The organism is Shigella sonnei (assembly GCF_002950395.1).
In the GTDB taxonomy this organism is placed as follows: Bacteria; Pseudomonadota; Gammaproteobacteria; order Enterobacterales; family Enterobacteriaceae; genus ECMA0423.
In genome coordinates, this window is sequence record NZ_CP026802.1 from 2,900,896 (window position 1) to 2,919,256 (window position 18,361).

Below are 18,361 nucleotides of genomic sequence, written 5' to 3' on the forward strand. Positions count from 1 at the left end.
TTAGTCCGCCAGTTCCAGAATTCGTACTACCAACTGCGAGAAGCTCATACCTGCCTGACGTGCCGCCATCGGCACCAGGCTGTGGCTGGTCATACCCGGTGAGGTATTGGCTTCCAGCAGATAAAACTGTCCATCGCTGTCCAGCATAACGTCAATACGTCCCCATCCTTTGCAACCTAACGTCGTCCATGCTTTCAGCACTAATGCCTGCAAATTGGCCTCTTGTGACGCTTCCAGACCTGCGGGGCAGAAATACTGTGTCTCATCAGAGAGATACTTCGCCTCATAATCATAGAAGGTTCCGGACGGTTGAATACGTATTGACGGTAAAATTTCTTCACCGAGTATCGCAACCGTGAACTCCGGCCCACTTAGCCATTTTTCAATCAATACTTCTTCATCGTGCTGAAATGCCAATCTTAATGCATCTTGTAGAGCATTTTCTGCTACTACTTTTGACATTCCCACACTGGAACCTTCGCGGCTCGGCTTAACGATAACCGGCAAACCCAGAGCAGAAATTTCTGCTAACTGCTTATCGCTCAGGCCTTTTTCAAACTCTGCGCGGGTTAACGCTACCCACGGCGCGACCGGTAAACCGGCACCTTGCCACAGCAGTTTGCTGCGTAGTTTATCCATTGAAAGCGCAGATGCCATCACTCCGCTGCCGGTATAAGGCAAGCCCATCAGCTCAAGCATGCCCTGCAGCGTACCATCTTCACCGCCGCGACCGTGTAGCGCGATAAACACTTTCTGAAAACCCATCGACTTCAGTTGCGTCACGTCGACTTCTTTCGGGTCGACAGGATACGCATCAATACCGCCTTCACGCAGCCCGGCTAACACCGCTGCGCCAGAATTCAGAGAAACTTCCCGCTCAGCGGAAGTCCCGCCCAACAGGACCGCAATTTTATCAGTCATGTTGTTCTTCCTCCGGAGTTTGCGGCTTCAGTTTGATTTCAGCTAAAGAACGGGCAATTTTTCCGATATTACCAGCCCCCTGAACGAGAATCAGGTCGTTACCGATTAATACCGGTGCCAGCATCTCGGCTACCTGCGCAGGGTCCGGCACCAGAATGGGATCAATTTTCCCACGTCCACGAATTGTGCGACACAGCGAACGGCTGTCCGCTCCCGGAATTGGCGCTTCGCCAGCCGGATACACTTCCAGCATCAACAGGGTATCAACCTGCGTCAGCACATTGGCGAAATCATCATACAGGTCGCGCGTACGGGTAAAACGGTGCGGCTGAAACAGCATTACTAGGTTTTTATCCGGCCAGCCTGCGCGCGCCGCTTTAATGGTGGCGTCAACTTCCGTCGGGTGGTGGCCGTAGTCATCGACCAGCATTGCCGTACCGCTTTTACCATTCACTGGCTCCAGCGGGAATTCACCGAGGAAATCAAAACGGCGACCAGTCCCCTGGAAGCTCTCCAGCGCACGCAAAATAGCCTCGTCGTCAATTCCCTCTTCCGTAGCAACCGCAACCGCAGCTGCGGCGTTCAGCGCGTTATGACGGCCTGGCGCATTCAGGGTGACGCGCATCGGCTCTTTGTCCTGGCGCAGCAGCGTAAAGTGCCCCTGCGGGCCAATCTGCTGATAATCTTCTACACGCACGTCGGCATCTTCGCTGAAGCCGTAAGTCGTGGTCTGACGTCCCACACGCGGTAACAATTCGCGGATCACCGGATCATCAACACACATCACCGCACGACCGTAAAACGGCAGGTTGTGCAGAAAATTAATAAAAGTCTGTTTTAAATTCTCAAAGTCGCCCTGGTAGGTATCCATGTGGTCGGCTTCGATATTGGTGACAATCGCCACCATCGGTTGCAGATGCAGGAACGATGCATCACTCTCATCTGCTTCGGCAATCAGGTACCGACCATGCCCCAAACGCGCATGAACCCCCGCCGCTTTTACCAGCCCGCCGTTAACGAAGGTTGGGTCGAGCCCCGCTTCTGCGTAGATGCTGGAAACCATCGCGGTGGTTGTCGTTTTGCCGTGCGTTCCTGCAATGGCGATGCCATGACGAAAACGCATTAACTCAGCCAGCATTTCGGCACGACGGATCACCGGAATACGCGCTTCATGAGCTGCGACAATTTCCGGGTTATCGGCAGAAATGGCGCTGGAAACAACGACCACGCTGGCATCACGTACGTTTTCCGGGCGATGGTTGAAATAAATCGTCGCTCCCAGATTCATTAACTGCTGCGTGACCGGATTTGGCGCTAAATCGGAACCACTGATCTGATAACCTTCATTGGCCAGAACTTCGGCAATACCGCCCATACCGGCACCACCGATGCCGACAAAATGTATGTGCCGAACGCGACGCATTTCGGGCACGATGGAACGCAGTTTTGCCAATTGTTGTGTATTCATTCTTTACGCCATTAACTTCTTAAATTCATACGATGCAAAAGGCATCGCTACAATTACGCCCGGGCAGCCCGGCTCACTTCATTTGCCACTCGCTCGGTGGCATCCGGAATGGATGCAGCGCGGGCGCGTTCTGCCATGGTTAATAAGGTTTCTCGCGACCACCCGGCCAGGGTGTTGGCGACAGCATCCACGCTAAGCTGTGGCTGCTCGATAATTTTGGCTGCGCCCGCTTTTTCCAGCGGTAGCGCATTCCAGTATTGCTGGCGGTCTTTATGTTGAAACGGCACAAACAACGCCGGTAGTCCTGCCGCGGCGATTTCACTCACCGTTAAAGCACCGGAGCGGCAAACGACGACATCCGCCCACGCATACGCCGCCGCCATATCATCAATAAATTCCGTCACTTTATGCTGCGGTTGCCCCGCTTCGGCATACGCCTGTTCAACGGATTGTTGCGAACCTTTACCGCTCTGATGCCAGATAGTGACTGAATCACCCAGTTTCGCAGCAACCTGCGGCATTGTCTGGTTAAGAATGCGTGCGCCCTGGGAACCACCCACTACCAGCACACGAACCGGACCTTCACGTCCAGCCAAACGTTGCTGCGGCAACGGCAGCGCCAGCACATCGGTACGCACCGGGTTACCCACCACTTCCGCATTAGGGAAAGCGCCTGGAAACGCCTGCATCACTTTGGTGGCAATCTTCGCCAGCCATTTATTGGTTAAGCCCGCAATACCGTTTTGTTCATGAAGTACAACCGGAATGCCTAACGACCACGCGGCCAGACCACCTGGACCTGATACATAGCCGCCCATACCGAGTACCACGTCAGGTTTGTACGCTTTCATAATCGCCCGCGCCTGACGCCAGGCGTTGAAGATACGCAGCGGCGCAGCTATCAGTGCTTTTATACCTTTTCCACGCAGACCAGAGATACGAATGAAATCAATTTCGATGCCATGTTTTGGCACTAAGTCCGCTTCCATACGGTCGGCAGTCCCCAGCCAGCGAACTTGCCAACCCTGAGCCATTAGATGGTGCGCAACCGCCAGTCCCGGGAATACATGTCCACCGGTTCCGCCTGCCATCACCATTAATCGCTTTCCTTGACCACTCATCGTGAACCTCGTACAAACGCCTGCGCTTTCTCCAGACGCGTTTCATAATCAATACGCAACAGCATCATGATGGCTGTCGACATAATCAGTAAGCTCGAACCACCGTAACTGATCAGCGGCAATGTCAGACCTTTGGTCGGTAACATCCCCGCCGCCGCGCCTACGTTAACCAGCGCCTGGAAGCTAAACCAGATGCCAATAGAACAGGCGAGAAAACCGGAAAAACGGTGGTCAATTTCTAACGCTTTGCGGCCAATCGACATCGCGCGAAAAGCGACGAAGAATACCATTAAAAGTGCCAGCACCACACCGACATACCCCAGTTCTTCGCCGATAATGGCGAAAATAAAGTCAGTGTGCGCTTCCGGCAGATACTCCAGTTTTTGTACCGAGTTACCTAAACCTTGTCCCCAAAGTTCGCCGCGACCAAACGCCATCAGCGATTGCGTTAACTGATAGCCGCTGCCAAAGGGATCTTCCCACGGGTTCCAGAATGCGGTAACACGGCGGATACGGTACGGTTCGGCGAGTATCAGCAACACAACCGCTGAAATGCCCATACCGATAATGGCAATGAACTGCCACAATTTCGCTCCCGCCAGGAACAACATCGCCAGCGTAGTCACAAACAACACCACCACCGTACCAAGGTCTGGCTGTGCCAGCAGTAACACTGCCAACACCAGAATCACGCCCATCGGTTTCAGGAAGCCGCGCAGGTTATTACGTACTTCGTCGCCTTTACGCACCAGATAGTTGGCGATATAACAAAACAGCGACAGTTTTGTCAGCTCCGCAGGCTGGATACGCAGCAAACCGAGATCGATCCAACGCGATGCCCCTTTAACCGAGCTACCCACTACCAGCACGATCATCAGCAGGATGATAGATCCGAGCAGCATCGTGGCACTGTAGCGTTGCCAGAACTCCATCGGCAGACGCAGCGTAATGATCGCCAGAATGAATGCCAGGATCAGATAGACGCCATCACGCTTCGCGAAGAAGAACGGATCGTTGGTTAAGCGTTGCCCTATGGGCATTGACGCCGAGGTCACCATGATAAAGCCAATCGCCGCAAGGCCGAAGGTCAGCCACAGTAAGGTGCGATCGTACATGATCAGGCTGTCGGTATCTTTTTCCCGCGAGCCCATCACCCAGCCTTTTAGCGCCGTGGAGATCCAGACCAGGATACTGAATCCTGGCAGGCGCGGCATTTTCAGGCGAGGGAGAGATAAACGCATCAACCTAACTCCTTCGCCAGACGGGCAAACTCATTGCCTCGTTGTTCAAAGTTCTTGAACTGATCAAGGCTGGCACAGGCCGGGGAGAGCAGAACCATATCGCCCAGCTGAACACGCGGAGCCAGCAAGCGCATCGCTTGTTCCATGGTTTCGGTTTGTTCTGCCACTTCCGGGCGTAGCGCCGCCAGCTGCGCACCGTCACGACCAAAACAGTACAAACGCACGTTGTCGCCATTCAGATAGCGCGCCAGTGGACTGAAGTCCGCCGATTTACCATCGCCGCCCAGCAACAAATGCAGCGTGCCGTCTACCTGCAAGCCATTCAACGCCGCTTCCGTACTGCCGACGTTAGTGGCTTTCGAATCGTTAATCCAGCGTACGCCATTGTGCTCCAGCACCACTTCAAAGCGATGCGGCAGACCGGTGAAGGTGGTTAACGCTTTCAGGCTGCTGGCGCGCGGCAAACCAGCTGCGTCTGCCAGTGCCAGTGCTGCCAGCGCATTGGTGTAGTTATGCTGCCCGGAAAGTTTCATCTCTTTCACATTCAGCACTTTCTCGCCTTTAACCCGCAGCCAGGTTTCGCCCTGCTGATGATTCAGGTGATAGTCACCCATGTTGACGCCAAAGCTGACGCAGCGTTCATCAGCACCGCGAATCGGCATTGTTAAGGCATCATCAGCATTGACGACACAAACTTTCGCATTTTCGTAAATACGCAATTTTGCCGCACGGTATTGCTGCAAACCAAACGGATAGCGGTCCATATGATCTTCAGTCACGTTCAGAATGGTCGCCGCCACCGCCTGTAAGCTGGAAGTGGTTTCCAGCTGGAAGCTCGACAGTTCCAGCACGTACAGTTCGCACTCAGCATCAAGCAGCATCAACGCTGGCAGGCCAATATTGCCACCCACACCAACGTTAACCCCCGCCGCTTTCGCCATTTCACCCACTAGCGTGGTGACCGTGCTTTTGCCGTTAGAACCGGTAATCGCCACAATCGGTGCTTGTGCTTCGCGACAGAACAGCTCGATATCGCCAACGATTTCGATTCCGGCATCAGCGGCAGCGCTTAAGGATGGATGCGCCTGTGCAATACCGGGACTGGCGACAATCAGATCTGCCGCCATCAGCCATTCATCATTCAGACTGCCCGTGTGGCGTTCTACGGCTTCGGGTAATTTATCCAGGCCAGGCGGTGTCATACGCGTATCCATAACGCGCGGCGTCACACCGCGAGCGAGGAAAAAGTCCACGCAGGAAAGCCCGGTGAGGCCCAGGCCGATAATGACGACATTTTTACCCTGATAATCAGCCATGATTAACGTACCTTCAGCGTTGCCAGACCAATCAGAACCAGCATCAGCGAAATAATCCAGAAACGCACAATGACGCGCGGTTCCGGCCAGCCTTTCAGTTCATAGTGGTGATGAATCGGTGCCATGCGGAAAATACGTTGTCCGCGCAGTTTAAAGGAGCCGACCTGCAGGATGACAGAAAGCGTTTCTACCACGAACACGCCCCCCATAATCACCAGCAGGAATTCCTGACGTAGCAGTACGGCGATAATGCCTAACGCACCACCTAACGCCAGCGAACCTACATCGCCCATAAAGACCTGCGCCGGATAGGTGTTAAACCACAGGAAGCCCAGTCCTGCCCCGACTATCGCCGTGCAGACAATGACCAGTTCCCCTGCGTGTCGCAGATACGGTATATGCAAGTAGCTGGCAAAGTTCATATTGCCGGTCGCCCACGCCACCAGCGCAAAACCACCGGCGACAAATACGGTCGGCATAATTGCCAGGCCGTCGAGACCATCGGTCAGGTTTACCGCGTTGCCAGTACCCACAATGACGAAGTAAGCCAGCAGAATGTAGAACAGCCCCAGCTGCGGCATCACATCTTTAAAGAATGGGACCACCAGCTGCGTTGCGGGCGTGTCTTTGCCGGCAAGGTACAGGGCGAAGGCGACACCCAGCGCAATGACCGACATCCAGAAATACTTCCAACGAGCGATCAACCCTTTGGTGTCTTTACGCACCACTTTGCGATAATCATCAACAAAGCCAATAACACCGTAACCTACCAGCACCACCAACACGCACCAGACGTACGGATTGGACGGGTAAGCCCACAGCAGTACGGAGATCACAATCGCCGTCAGGATCATAATCCCGCCCATGGTCGGCGTACCGCGCTTGCTGAAGTGTGATTCAGGACCGTCGTTACGCACCACCTGACCAAAGGAAAGTTTTTGCAAATGAGCTATCATACGCGGGCCCATCCACAATGAGATGAACAGCGCGGTCAGCAGGCTGACGATGGCGCGAAACGTCAGATAGGAAAAGACGTTAAAGCCGGAATAATATTTGACCAAATGTTCGGCCAGCCAAACTAACATGTCCCATTCTCCTGTAAAGCGCGTACTACCTCTTCCATGGCGGCACTACGTGAACCCTTAACTAAAATCGTAATTACCTGTTGCTCAGCAATCAGTGATTTAAGACGCGTAATTAACGCAGTTTTATCAGCAAAATGTTCGCCAACGCCGCTGGCGGTGCTGATAGCATGGCTTTGTTTACCCACGCTTAACACGCGGTCAATACCAGCAGCTTTTGCCGCCTCGCCCACCTGTACATGGCAGGCTTCGCTTTCAGCGCCCAGTTCCGCCATATCGCCCACCACCAGCACGCGGTAGCCCGGCATTTCAGCCAGTACCTGAACAGCGGCGGTCATTGAACCGACATTGGCGTTGTAGGAGTCGTCGAGCAGCAACTGGTTTTCTGCCAGTTGGATGGGGAACAGACGGCCTGGAACAGCTTTCAGATTTGCCAGCCCCGCTTTGATAGCATTAAGCGTTGCGCCCACGGACATGGAGAGCGCAGCGGCTGCCAGCGCATTCGCAATATTGTGACGCCCCGGCAACGGCAGCAGAACATCGACGCTACCGGTTGGGGTTTGTAGGGTAAATTCCGTACCGTGCGAGGTCACATGGATATTGGTGGCGGTGAAATCGCTGTTGGCGGCATTGGGTGAGAAACGCCACACTTTGCGTGAGCCAATTACGCTCTGCCAGTTCAGCCAGTCGTTGTTGTCGGCGTTCATAATGGCGATACCGTTTTCCGGCAGGCCGCTAAAGATTTCACCTTTCGCTTTCGCGACACCCGCAAGCGAGCCAAAACCTTCCAGATGCGCCGCTGCCAGGTTGTTGACCAGCGCAGCTTCCGGGCGAGTCAGACTCACAGTCCAGGCTATTTCGCCCTGATGGTTCGCGCCAAGTTCAATAACTGCGTAATCGTATTCCGGCGTTAAGCGCAACAACGTCATCGGTACACCGATGTCGTTGTTGAGATTGCCTGCCGTATAAAGCGTGTTGCCGCACTGGCTTAAAATCGCCGCCGTCATCTCTTTAACGGAGGTTTTGCCGGAGGAACCTGTCAGAGCAACCACGCGCGCCGGAACTTGCTGGCGAACCCATGCAGCCAGTTCACCAAACGCCAGACGCGTATCCTTGACGATTAACTGCGGCAGGTCGATATCCAGCGGACGGCTGACCAGTAGTGCGCCCGCGCCGCCAGCTTTCGCCTGGTCGGCAAAATCATGAGCATCGAAACGTTCGCCTTTCAGGGCAACAAACAGGCAGCCCGGCGTCAGTTTTCGGGTATCAGTGGTTACAGCATCAAGGGTGATATCTGCACCTTGCAGTTCACCGTTGAGAATGTCGGTAAGTTGGCTAAGGGTTACGCTAATCATGCAATCACCCCCAGCAGACGCGCCACCGTGACGCGATCGGAGTAGTCCAGACGCTGATTGCCAACAATCTGGTAATCTTCATGGCCTTTGCCCGCGACCAGTACCACATCATTCTCTTTAGCCTGCATAACGGCGCAAGTCACCGCTTCAGCACGGCCTTCCATCACTTTGGCATGTCCGGCATCTAACATTCCCGCCAGAATATCGTTGATGATGGCACGCGGTTCTTCGGTACGCGGGTTATCGTCCGTCACCACCGCCACGTCAGCAAACTCTTCGGCAATTGCGCCCATCAGTGGACGCTTACCTTTATCGCGATCGCCACCACAGCCAAAGACGCACCACAGCTTGCCCGCACAGTGCAGGCGCGCCGCCTGTAAGGCTTTTTCCAGTGCATCCGGCGTATGCGCGTAATCCACCACCACCGTCGGTTTGCCTGGCGCAGTGAACACTTCCATACGTCCGCAAACCGGTTGCAGACGCGCGGCGGTTTTCAGCAGATCAGCCAGTGGATAGCCGAGTGCCAGCAGTGTCGCCAGCGCGAGCAGCAGGTTGCTGACGTTAAAAGCGCCCATCAGATGGCTTTCAATTTCGCCATCGCCCCAACTTGAGCTAAAGCGAATCGTCGCACCGCTGTCGTGATAGTTCACGTCGATCGCTTTTAACCAGCGTCCGTGACAGTTCGGATTAATATGATCTTCCATTGATACCGCAACCGCGTCCGGCAGTTTTGCCAGCCAGCGGCGGCCCACTTCATCGTCGGCGTTAATAATCGCCTGACCGCAATGATGTTCAGAATAAAGCAGCCATTTCGCAGCTTCGTAGTGTTCCATATCACCATGATAATCAAGGTGATCGCGGCTTAAGTTGGTAAAGACCGACGCCGCAAATTTCAATGCCGCCACACGGTGCTGTACCAGCCCGTGGGAGGAAACTTCCATTGCGCAAAACGTCGCGCCCTGCTCCACCAGCCCCGCCAGCTCATGCTGAACATCGACTGCGGAACCGGTAGTATTTTCTGTCGGGATCACTTTCCCAAGCAGACCGTTACCAACGGTGCCCATTACCGCGCTGGTTTCGCCAAGCAGTTGGCTCCACTGCGCCAGCAGCTGGGTAGTCGTGGTTTTGCCGTTGGTGCCCGTTACGCCTACGAGACGTAAATTGTCAGAGGGTTCATGGTAAAAGCGGCCCGCCAGTGCAGATAAACGCTCATTGAGCTGGCTGAGATAGATGACCGGTACGCCGTGCATTTCACGGATTTCACCGTCGGTCGCCTCATCTTTCGCTTTCGCCTCTGCAATAATGGCAGCCACACCTTGCGCTATCGCCTGCGGGATATATCGACGCCCGTCCGCCTGATGACCTACTACAGCTACAAAGAGATCGCCCGCCGCAGCCACACGGCTGTCGAGTGTCATCTCTCGCAGTGCTCGCGAAGGTGCGTCTGGCACCCACGGAGCAAGAAGGTCGCGCAAATTACGATCTGCCACCTGTCCCCTCGCCTTGATTAATCACAAATTCATTTTTATCGCCCGTTGTCAGCGCATCCGGCTCGATGTTCATGGTACGCAATACGCCGCCCATGATGGCACCAAAGACCGGCGCGGAAACGGCGCCGCCGTAGTATTTACCCGCCTGCGGATCGTTGATAACAACAACCAGCGCGAAGCGCGGCTGACTCGCAGGCGCAACGCCTGCGGTATAAGCAATATATTTATTGATGTAGCGACCGTCCGGCCCGACCTTTTTCGCGGTACCGGTTTTAATGGCGATACGATAGCCTTTAATCGCCGCCTTCACGCCGCCGCCGCCTGGTAGCGCCACGCTTTCCATCATATGCACCACAGTGCGGACAATGGATCCCGGGAAGACACGTTCACCGGGAACCGGGGGGTCAACTTTGGTAATCGACAGTGGGCGATAAATGCCGTAGCTGCCGATAGTTGCGTAGACTCGCGCTAACTGTAACGGTGTTACCATTAGCCCGTAGCCGAAAGAGAAGGTGGCCCTCTCTATGTCAGACCACCGTTGTTTTTGAGGATATAAGCCACTGCGTTCTCCGACCAACCCCAAATTGGTCGCTTTTCCCAGTCCAAAACGTGAGTAAGTATCTACTAACGCTGAGGACGGCATCGCTAACGCCAGCTTGGAAACACCGACGTTACTCGACTTCTGTAATACCCCGGTCAGGGTTAATTCGCTGTAGCGTGCCACGTCTTTGATTTCGTGGCCGTTAATTCGATAAGGAATGGTATTGAGTACCGAGTTTTCCCGCACCACGCCACGTTGCAACGCGGTCATTACCACCATCGGTTTAACCGTTGAGCCCGGTTCAAACACGTCGGTGATGGTACGGTTACGCATCGCCTCTTTCGGCGTGCCGCTCAGATTGTTAGGGTTGTATGACGGGCTGTTAGCCATCGCCAGCACTTCACCGGTGTTGACATCCACCAGCACGGCGCTACCAGATTCAGCCTTGTTAAAGGCCACCGCGTTGTTCAGTTCGCGATAAACCAGCGCCTGCAGGCGTTCATCAATACTCAGCGCCAGGTTGTGCGCTGCCTGGCTGTCAGTAGAAGAAATATCTTCAATTACGCGACCATAGCGGTCTTTACGCACAATGCGCTCACCCGGCTGCCCGGTAAGCCATTTATCGAAACTCTTCTCAACGCCCTCAATCCCTTGACTATCGACGTTAGTAAAGCCGATGAGGTGAGCAGTCACTTCGCCGGACGGATAGTAACGGCGAGACTCTTCACGCAGATGAATCCCCGGCAGTTTCAGTTTTTTGATGTAGTCCGCCATGTCAGGGTTCACCTGACGCGCCAGATAAATAAAGCGCCCTTTCGGGTTGGCGTTAATGCGGGCTGAAAGCTGATCCAGCGGAATATTGAGCGCGTTAGCCAGCGCCTTCCAGCGGTCACCGACGCTGATACCGCCAGCGTCATGCACTTCTTTCGGGTCAGCCCAAATCGCTTTTACCGGCACGCTCACCGCTAACGGGCGACCAGAACGGTCAGTAATCATGCCGCGGGAGGTGGAAACTTGCTGAACGCGAAGAGAACGCATGTCGCCCTCTTTCACCAGCATATCCGGGGAGATAACTTGTAACCACGCTACGCGTCCGAGCAGAAAAGCCAGCGCCAGGAGAATACAGCCGCATAACAACGCAAAACGCCAACTGATAAAGTTGGCATGTTCTTCCTGACGTTTTGGTTTCTGCGTTTTCGCCGCTGCTTTCATGCGTCGCGTTTATCCTTATTTTTGCACTACGATATTTTCTTGTGACGGATCAACATGCTGCATTTGCAGCTTTTCCGTGGCGATCCTTTCCACCCGGCTATGGTCGCCGAGCGCATTCTCTTCAAGGATCAGGTTGCGCCATTCAATGTCTAAAGCATCTCGCTCCAGCACCAGTTGTTCGCGCTGAGCGGTCAGTAAACGGGTATGGTGCGCCGTGGTTACCACAGTCACCGCCGTCAAAATAATGCAAATGAACAGGCAGAGTGGCAGCTTCCCAAATCGCAAAAGATCGTCACCGATAACACCAGGCAATGCATGGCGCTCGTGGCTTCCCATCGATCCTTTAACTTTGCTTAGAGCTTCTGTCACTCTGCTGATCATGCATTCGTCCTCTCTGCAATACGCAGAACTGAACTACGGGCACGAGGGTTCTCAGCCACCTCTTCTTCGCCCGGCATTAACTTGCCTAGTGCTCGCAGCTGACGGCCACCCAGTTTTTTGAGCTGCTCTTCAGTCATCGGTAACCCTGCCGGAACTTGCGGACCGCGGCTGTTTTCACGCATAAAACGTTTCACAATACGGTCTTCCAGCGAGTGGAAGCTGATGATCGAAAGCCGCCCACCCGGGGCCAGCACGTTGAGCGAGCTTTTTAGCGCCTGCTCTATCTCCTCCAGTTCACTGTTTACCCAAATGCGCACCGCCTGGAAGGTACGGGTCGCGGGATGTTTAAACTTATCTTTCACCGGCGTTGCAACAGCCACGACTTCCGCCAGTTCTTTGGTGCGGGTCATCGGCTGTTCGCGGTTACGCTCGACAATGGCGCGGGCAATGCGTTTGGCAAAACGCTCTTCACCATAGGTTTTCAATACCCAAGCGATATCGGCTTCTTCTGCGGTTTGTAGCCATTCAGCGGCTGACTGCCCACGGGTTGGGTCCATACGCATGTCCAGCGGACCATCGCGCATAAAGGAAAAGCCGCGCTCAGCATCATCAAGTTGCGGTGAAGAGACGCCAAGATCGAGGAGAATGCCGTCGATCTTGCCGATAAGATCGCGCTCGGCAACGTATTCGCCCAGCGCGGAGAAAGGTCCGTGGATGATGGAGAAGCGCGGATCATCAATAGTCTTCGCAACGGCGATAGCCTGCGGGTCGCGATCGATCGCCAGCAAACGCCCCTCTTCGCCAAGCTGCGAGAGGATCAGACGTGAGTGACCACCGCGACCAAAAGTCCCATCAATGTAGATGCCATCAGGACGGATATTGAGGCCATTAACGGCTTCATCCAGCAGCACCGTAGTATGTTTATAGTTTTCCATCATTTTATAGAGACAAGTCCTGCAGTCGCTCCGATAAGTCTCCGGTAGCCAACTGCTCTGCGTCGATATCTTCCTTGACCTGTTGATGCCAGGTTGTTTCATCCCACAGCTCAAACTTGTTGAACTGTCCAACCAGCATCACTTCTTTTGTCAGCCCGGCATGTTGCCGCAGTACTGGCGCGATTAACAATCGACCTGCGCCATCCATCTGACATTCGCTGGCATGACCTAACAGTAGGCGCTGCACACGGCGCTCAACCGGGTTCATGCTCGACAGACGCGATAATTTTTGCTCGATAATTTCCCATTCAGGCAGGGGGTAAAGCAGCAGGCACGGGTGATGAATGTCAATGGTGCAAACCATTTGACCGACAGCGTTCTCAAGCAGCTGTTCCCGGTAACGGGTAGGCACTGATAAGCGCCCTTTGCTGTCGAGATTGACTAACGTTGCTCCCCGGAACATGCCAGCCTCACCCCTTATTCCCACTTTGCCCCACAATTTCCCACTGAAAGGAGTTTACGGAGCGGAGGAAAAGCTTGTCAAGCCAGTCACAAGGCATACCGAGGTAAAAAACCCGATGTTTACGGCTAATATCAGCGTTGTTTATTTTACGTCCAACGTGCGCAGCAAATTAACGTTATGAATAGCTGTAAGAAAAAATCCCTCATCGTCATCACCGTTTTAAAATGACTCACTATTTTCCACAGCAAATATAAAGTGTCAGTTTGCGACGCGAGCGGCATTTTAGGACATATCTTCCCCGGTTAACAGTCCCTGTTGCGTCTGTGTGGCGCTTGATGCCAGCGGGTTTGCGCAAAAGCAAAGAAAAGTGCTTGTTAAATCGGCAATTCATCTCTGCATGTAACAAAATAATGCAAAAACGCGCTGTCGATATCACTTAATTATTGTGAATTTCAGCTGGTGAGTTAATTAACGGGCGGGTTTAAAAGAACTTATCAATAATAGTCAGGAATAGTCTTATTTACTTTAAGGATATTGATGTCCATTCCCGTACTCTACGCGCCAGGTAATGACTCCAACTTATTGATAGTGTTTTATGTTCAGATAATGCCCGATGACTTTGTCATGCAGCTCCACCGATTTTGAGAACGACAGCGACTTCCGTCCCAGCCGTGCCAGGTGCTGCCTCAGATTCAGGTTATGCCGCTCAATTCGCTGCGTATATCGCTTGCTGATTACGTGCAGCTTTCCCTTCAGGCGGGATTCATACAGCGGCCAGCCATCCGTCATCCATATCACCACGTCAAAGGGTGACAGCAGGCTCATAAGACGCCCCAGCGTCGCCATAGTGCGTTCACCGAATACGTGCGCAACAACCGTCTTCCGGAGACTGTCATACGCGTAAAACAGCCAGCGCTGGCGCGATTTAGCCCCGACATAGCCCCACTGTTCGTCCATTTCCGCGCAGACGATGACGTCACTGCCCGGCTGTATGCGCGAGGTTACCGACTGCGGCCTGAGTTTTTTAAGTGACGTAAAATCGTGTTGAGGCCAACGCCCATAATGCGTGCAGTTGCCCGGCATCCAACGCCATTCATGGCCATATCAATGATTTTCTGGTGCGTACCGGGTTGAGAAGCGGTGTAAGTGAACTGCAGTTGCCATGTTTTACGGCAGTGAGAGCAGAGATAGCGCTGATGTCCGGCAGTGCTTTTGCCGTTACGCACCACCCCGTCAGTAGCTGAACAGGAGGGACAGCTGATAGAAACAGAAGCCACTGGAGCACCTCAAAAACACCATCATACACTAAATCAGTAAGTTGGCAGCATCACCTACGCGCCAGAGGGAAATTCACCTGGCGCGTATTTTTGTTCGCGGCTTAGCTACGGCTGAGCACACCGCGGCGATAGAGATTACGTTTAATGCGCGTTAAACCAGGTTTTGGCTTACGCGGTTCGTCCAGGCTTGCCAGGACAATCTCCAGCACACGCTCTGCGACATCGCGGTGACGTTGAGCCACTGCCAGCACCGGGCACTGTAAGAAGTCGAGCAGTTCGTTATCGCCAAAGGTGGCAATTGCCAGGTCAGAAGGCAGTTTACCATCGCGACGTAGCGTGACATCCATCACCCCTTGCAACAACGCAAACGACGTTGTGAACAGCGCCTGCGGCATCGGATGCGTTTCCAGCCATTTTTCGAATAACTGGGCAGCCACCTCCCGCTCATAGCTGTTGGCATACAGGAAATGCACTTCGCGCGGATCATCTTTCCAGGCAGTACGGAAACCTTGTTCACGCAGGAAGCTGACAGAAAGCTCCGGCAGCGCGCCAAGATAAAGCACCGTCTCGGCGGGAAACTTACGTAACTCTTCCGCCAGCATTTCGGCATCATCCTGATCGGCACCAACCACGCTGGTGAAGTGTTCACGATCGAGGGCGCGGTCCAGCGCGACAATCGGGAACGGGTCGTTAGCCCAGCGTTGATAAAAAGGATGCTCAGGAGGCAACGACGTCGAAACAATAATGGCATCGACCTGACGCTGTAAAAGGTGCTCAATACAGCGCATTTCGTTGTCTGGCTGATCTTCTGAGCAGGCAATTAGCAGTTGATAACCCCGTTGCCGCGCCTGGCGTTCAAGATAGTTAGCGATGCGGGTATAGCTGGTGTTCTCCAGATCGGGGATCACAAGACCAATAGAACGTGTGCGTCCAGCACGAAGCCCAGCTGCCACGGCGTTCGGGTGGTAATTGTGCTCACGCACCACAGCCATGACTTTTTCAACGGTTTTGTCGCTCACACGGTATTGCTTCGCTTTGCCGTTAATAACATAGCTTGCAGTGGTCCGCGACACTCCCGCCAGCCGAGCGATTTCATCCAGTTTCACAATTGCCCCTTGCGTAAAATGTAAAAACCATAGCCATTGTACTGGTATGGGTTAAATTCATTAACATCTAAGCGCATAAAATTAACTGCGGCAACTGCTTTTATTCCAGGTTCCCACTGATTTCGCAAAAAAAGCCCAACGTGACATGTTGGGCTGCAAATTGCGCATTCAGATCATTCTCAACGCATTATTTTATCGCCGCGCGAAAGTCCGACCACACCAGAACGAGCAACTTCCACAATTTTCGCCACCTCGCGAATCGATGCTAAAAATGCATCAAGCTTATCGCTGGTGCCTGCTAATTGAACGGTATAAAGCGAGGGTGTGACATCGATAATTTGCCCACGGAATATTTCCGTATTACGTTTCACTTCGTCACGCCCGTAACCGCTGGCCTGAATTTTCACCAGCATGATTTCCCGCTCAACATGCGCGCCCTGCCCCAACTCACTCACGCGCAAGACATCGACCAGCTTGTGTAATTGCTTTTCGATCTGCTCAAGTACTTTTTCATCGCCCACGGTCTGGATGGTCATACGCGATAATGTCGGATCATCGGTTGACGCAACGGTCAGGCTTTCAATGTTGTAGCCACGCTGGGAAAAAAGGCCAATCACGCGGGATAACGCGCCTGATTCATTTTCGAGTAAGACTGATAATATCCGGCGCATAATCAGGTTCTCTCCGTTTTGCTTAACCACATTTCATCCATTCCGCCCCCGCGAATCTGCATCGGGTAGACGTGCTCGCTGCCATCGACGGTAACATCAACAAACACCAGGCGATTATTGTGCACCTGTTCCAGCGCCTCGCTAAGTTTGCTTTCCAGCTCATGCGGATGAGAAATCTGGATCCCGACGTGACCATAGGCTTCCGCCAGACGGACGAAATCGGGTAGCGATTGCATATAAGATTGTGAATGACGGCCGGAATAGATCATGTCCTGCCACTGCTTCACCATCCCCAGATAGCGGTTATTGAGATTCACCACCAGTACGGGCAACTCGTATTGCAACGCGGTAGACAGTTCCTGGATGTTCATCTGAATACTGCCGTCGCCAGTGACGCAAACCACGGTTTCTTCTGGCAACGCCATTTTGACGCCCAGTGCCGCAGGTAAACCAAAACCCATCGTGCCGAGGCCACCGGAATTGATCCAGCGACGCGGTTTGTCGAATGGATAATAAAGTGCAGCAAACATCTGGTGCTGCCCGACATCGGACGTCACGTAAGCGTCTCCCTTCGTCAACCGCCAAAGAGTCTCGATCACCGCCTGCGGTTTAATCTTTTCACTGTGAGTGTCATATTTCAGGCACTGACGAGCGCGCCACTGTTCAATTTGCTGCCACCAGTCGCGGATCTCATCCAGTGGTTGATGGGCGGATTCTTGCGACAAGAGTTCAAGCATTTGTTCGAGGACCTGGCGAGCATCCCCCACAATCGGGATATCCGCAGTCACGGTTTTAGAAATGGAAGTAGGATCAATATCGATATGCAGAACAGTGGCATTTGGGCAGTACTTTGCCAGATTGTTCGTCGTTCGGTCATCAAATCGTACCCCGACGGCGAAAATCACATCCGCGTTATGCATCGTCATATTGGCTTCGTAGGTACCGTGCATTCCCAGCATGCCCAGTGCCTGACGATGCGTTGCCGGAAACGCTCCCAGCCCCATCAATGAGGAAACAACGGGCAGATTCAACGCCTCCACCGTTTCTTTCAACTGCTGATGGCAGCCCGCCGTGATTGCCCCACCGCCTACGTAGACAACCGGTTTTTTTGCCGCTACCAGCGTTTGCAGAGCGCGCTTAATTTGCCCTTTATGTCCGGTAGTAGTGGGATTGTAAGAACGCATACTGACCGACTCCGGCCAGACATAGGGTAATTTGTTCGCCGGATTAAGAATATCTTTCGGTAAATCAACGACTACTGGTCCAGGACGACCACTTGCCGCCAGCCAGAAAGCCTTTTTCAGCACCTGCGGAATGTCTTCCGTTTGCTTAACCAGAAAACTGTGTTTAACCACTGGTCGCGAAATCCCCACCATGTCGCACTCCTGAAAGGCATCGTAACCTATCAACGAGGTCGCTACCTGCCCGGAAAGGACAACTAATGGAATGGAATCCATATAAGCGGTGGCGATGCCAGTAATCGCATTGGTCGCCCCTGGACCCGACGTTACCAGCACGACGCCGACTTCCCCGGTCGCGCGCGCCAGACCATCGGCCATATGCACTGCCGCCTGCTCATGACGAACTAAAACATGATCGATACCACCCACGGTATGCAATGCATCGTAAATATCAAGGACTGCGCCTCCGGGATAACCGAATACTTGTTTAACGCCCTGATCGATAAGCGATCGGACGACCATCTCGGCTCCAGACAACATCTCCATGGCCTGCCTCACTGTTTGACGGAAAAAATGTGTAAAACACATTAACCGTCCGAT

17 protein-coding genes are annotated in these 18,361 nt (G+C 53.5%); all 17 read right to left on the reverse strand.

All coding sequences use genetic code 11. The annotated features are described in order from the left end of the window. Positions 1 to 921, reverse strand: a complete 921-nt coding sequence (ddlB, locus tag C1P89_RS15165) for a D-alanine--D-alanine ligase (protein WP_000130056.1) — start codon at positions 919 to 921, stop codon at positions 1 to 3. Then, positions 914 to 2,389: a UDP-N-acetylmuramate--L-alanine ligase gene (murC, locus tag C1P89_RS15170; RefSeq protein WP_001096046.1), complete on the reverse strand. Its 1,476-nt coding sequence runs from the start codon at positions 2,387 to 2,389 to the stop codon at positions 914 to 916. The genes ddlB and murC overlap by 8 nt, the downstream gene beginning before the upstream one ends. Positions 2,390 to 2,442: 53 nt before the next feature. Next, on the reverse strand, positions 2,443 to 3,510 hold the full coding sequence (gene murG / locus C1P89_RS15175) for an undecaprenyldiphospho-muramoylpentapeptide beta-N-acetylglucosaminyltransferase (protein WP_000016559.1): 1,068 nt from the start codon (positions 3,508 to 3,510) through the stop codon (positions 2,443 to 2,445). Further along, positions 3,507 to 4,751 carry a cell division protein FtsW gene (gene ftsW / locus C1P89_RS15180; protein WP_001295532.1) on the reverse strand — a complete coding sequence of 415 codons (1,245 nt, stop codon included), beginning with the start codon at positions 4,749 to 4,751 and terminating at the stop codon, positions 3,507 to 3,509. The genes murG and ftsW overlap by 4 nt, the downstream gene beginning before the upstream one ends. Next, on the reverse strand, positions 4,751 to 6,067 hold the full coding sequence (gene murD / locus C1P89_RS15185) for a UDP-N-acetylmuramoyl-L-alanine--D-glutamate ligase (protein ID WP_000796487.1): 1,317 nt from the start codon (positions 6,065 to 6,067) through the stop codon (positions 4,751 to 4,753). The genes ftsW and murD overlap by 1 nt, the downstream gene beginning before the upstream one ends. Before the next feature lie 2 nt (positions 6,068 to 6,069). Then, positions 6,070 to 7,152, reverse strand: a complete 1,083-nt coding sequence (gene mraY, locus C1P89_RS15190; protein WP_000964131.1) for a phospho-N-acetylmuramoyl-pentapeptide-transferase — start codon at positions 7,150 to 7,152, stop codon at positions 6,070 to 6,072. Then, the gene (murF, locus tag C1P89_RS15195) at positions 7,146 to 8,504 is read right to left on the reverse strand and encodes a UDP-N-acetylmuramoyl-tripeptide--D-alanyl-D-alanine ligase (RefSeq protein ID WP_000626695.1); all 1,359 of its coding nucleotides are present in this window, start codon (positions 8,502 to 8,504) and stop codon (positions 7,146 to 7,148) included. The genes mraY and murF overlap by 7 nt, the downstream gene beginning before the upstream one ends. After that, the gene (gene murE, locus C1P89_RS15200) at positions 8,501 to 9,994 is read right to left on the reverse strand and encodes a UDP-N-acetylmuramoyl-L-alanyl-D-glutamate--2,6-diaminopimelate ligase (RefSeq protein ID WP_000775089.1); all 1,494 of its coding nucleotides are present in this window, start codon (positions 9,992 to 9,994) and stop codon (positions 8,501 to 8,503) included. Before murE ends, murF begins: the two co-directional genes overlap by 4 nt. After that, complete coding sequence (gene ftsI, locus C1P89_RS15205; RefSeq protein ID WP_000642200.1) at positions 9,981 to 11,747, reverse strand: peptidoglycan glycosyltransferase FtsI; 1,767 nt, start codon at positions 11,745 to 11,747, stop codon at positions 9,981 to 9,983. Before ftsI ends, murE begins: the two co-directional genes overlap by 14 nt. 15 nt (positions 11,748 to 11,762) lie before the next feature. Then, the gene (ftsL, locus tag C1P89_RS15210; protein ID WP_000625658.1) at positions 11,763 to 12,128 is read right to left on the reverse strand and encodes a cell division protein FtsL; all 366 of its coding nucleotides are present in this window, start codon (positions 12,126 to 12,128) and stop codon (positions 11,763 to 11,765) included. After that, positions 12,125 to 13,066: a 16S rRNA (cytosine(1402)-N(4))-methyltransferase RsmH gene (gene rsmH, locus C1P89_RS15215; protein ID WP_000970486.1), complete on the reverse strand. Its 942-nt coding sequence runs from the start codon at positions 13,064 to 13,066 to the stop codon at positions 12,125 to 12,127. Before rsmH ends, ftsL begins: the two co-directional genes overlap by 4 nt. A 1-nt stretch (position 13,067) precedes the next feature. After that, positions 13,068 to 13,526, reverse strand: coding sequence for a division/cell wall cluster transcriptional repressor MraZ (gene mraZ / locus C1P89_RS15220; RefSeq protein WP_005139306.1), 459 nt, complete (start codon positions 13,524 to 13,526; stop codon positions 13,068 to 13,070). 579 nt (positions 13,527 to 14,105) lie between these two features. After that, a protein-coding gene (locus C1P89_RS15225) for an IS1-like element IS1A family transposase (RefSeq protein WP_094096600.1) occupies positions 14,106 to 14,803 on the reverse strand; the annotation gives its coding sequence in 2 pieces (ribosomal slippage) (positions 14,106 to 14,554 and positions 14,554 to 14,803; 699 coding nt in all). Between the two features lie 101 nt (positions 14,804 to 14,904). Next, a complete protein-coding gene (gene cra, locus C1P89_RS15230; protein ID WP_000762404.1) occupies positions 14,905 to 15,909 on the reverse strand; it encodes a catabolite repressor/activator in 1,005 nt (334 codons plus the stop codon). A gap of 81 nt (positions 15,910 to 15,990) precedes the next feature. Continuing rightward, positions 15,991 to 16,077 (reverse strand): fruR/shl operon leader peptide, encoded by an 87-nt coding sequence (locus tag C1P89_RS15235; protein WP_001303787.1) that lies wholly within the window; start codon positions 16,075 to 16,077, stop codon positions 15,991 to 15,993. Positions 16,078 to 16,088: 11 nt separating this feature from the next. Continuing rightward, positions 16,089 to 16,580, reverse strand: coding sequence for an acetolactate synthase small subunit (gene ilvN / locus C1P89_RS15240; protein WP_005139299.1), 492 nt, complete (start codon positions 16,578 to 16,580; stop codon positions 16,089 to 16,091). Positions 16,581 to 16,582: 2 nt separating this feature from the next. Beyond that, positions 16,583 to 18,307, reverse strand: coding sequence for an acetolactate synthase 3 large subunit (gene ilvI, locus C1P89_RS15245; protein ID WP_000425667.1), 1,725 nt, complete (start codon positions 18,305 to 18,307; stop codon positions 16,583 to 16,585). Positions 18,308 to 18,361 lie beyond the last annotated feature (54 nt).

Bases quoted from the DNA above. Each gene is read 5' to 3' on its own strand.
- ftsL (WP_000625658.1), bottom strand. From the start codon at position 12,128: ATGATCAGCAGAGTGACAGAAGCTCTAAGCAAAGTTAAAGGATCGATG.
- ftsI (WP_000642200.1), bottom strand. From the start codon at position 11,747: ATGAAAGCAGCGGCGAAAACGCAGAAACCAAAACGTCAGGAAGAACAT.
- ilvN (WP_005139299.1), bottom strand. From the start codon at position 16,580: ATGCGCCGGATATTATCAGTCTTACTCGAAAATGAATCAGGCGCGTTA.
- ilvI (WP_000425667.1), bottom strand. From the start codon at position 18,307: ATGGAGATGTTGTCTGGAGCCGAGATGGTCGTCCGATCGCTTATCGAT.
- murF (WP_000626695.1), bottom strand. From the start codon at position 8,504: ATGATTAGCGTAACCCTTAGCCAACTTACCGACATTCTCAACGGTGAA.
- C1P89_RS15235 (WP_001303787.1), bottom strand. From the start codon at position 16,077: ATGCGCAATTTGCAGCCCAACATGTCACGTTGGGCTTTTTTTGCGAAA.
- murC (WP_001096046.1), bottom strand. From the start codon at position 2,389: ATGAATACACAACAATTGGCAAAACTGCGTTCCATCGTGCCCGAAATG.
- ddlB (WP_000130056.1), bottom strand. From the start codon at position 921: ATGACTGATAAAATTGCGGTCCTGTTGGGCGGGACTTCCGCTGAGCGG.
- mraY (WP_000964131.1), bottom strand. From the start codon at position 7,152: ATGTTAGTTTGGCTGGCCGAACATTTGGTCAAATATTATTCCGGCTTT.
- murD (WP_000796487.1), bottom strand. From the start codon at position 6,067: ATGGCTGATTATCAGGGTAAAAATGTCGTCATTATCGGCCTGGGCCTC.
- murG (WP_000016559.1), bottom strand. From the start codon at position 3,510: ATGAGTGGTCAAGGAAAGCGATTAATGGTGATGGCAGGCGGAACCGGT.
- ftsW (WP_001295532.1), bottom strand. From the start codon at position 4,751: ATGCGTTTATCTCTCCCTCGCCTGAAAATGCCGCGCCTGCCAGGATTC.
- rsmH (WP_000970486.1), bottom strand. From the start codon at position 13,066: ATGATGGAAAACTATAAACATACTACGGTGCTGCTGGATGAAGCCGTT.
- mraZ (WP_005139306.1), bottom strand. From the start codon at position 13,526: ATGTTCCGGGGAGCAACGTTAGTCAATCTCGACAGCAAAGGGCGCTTA.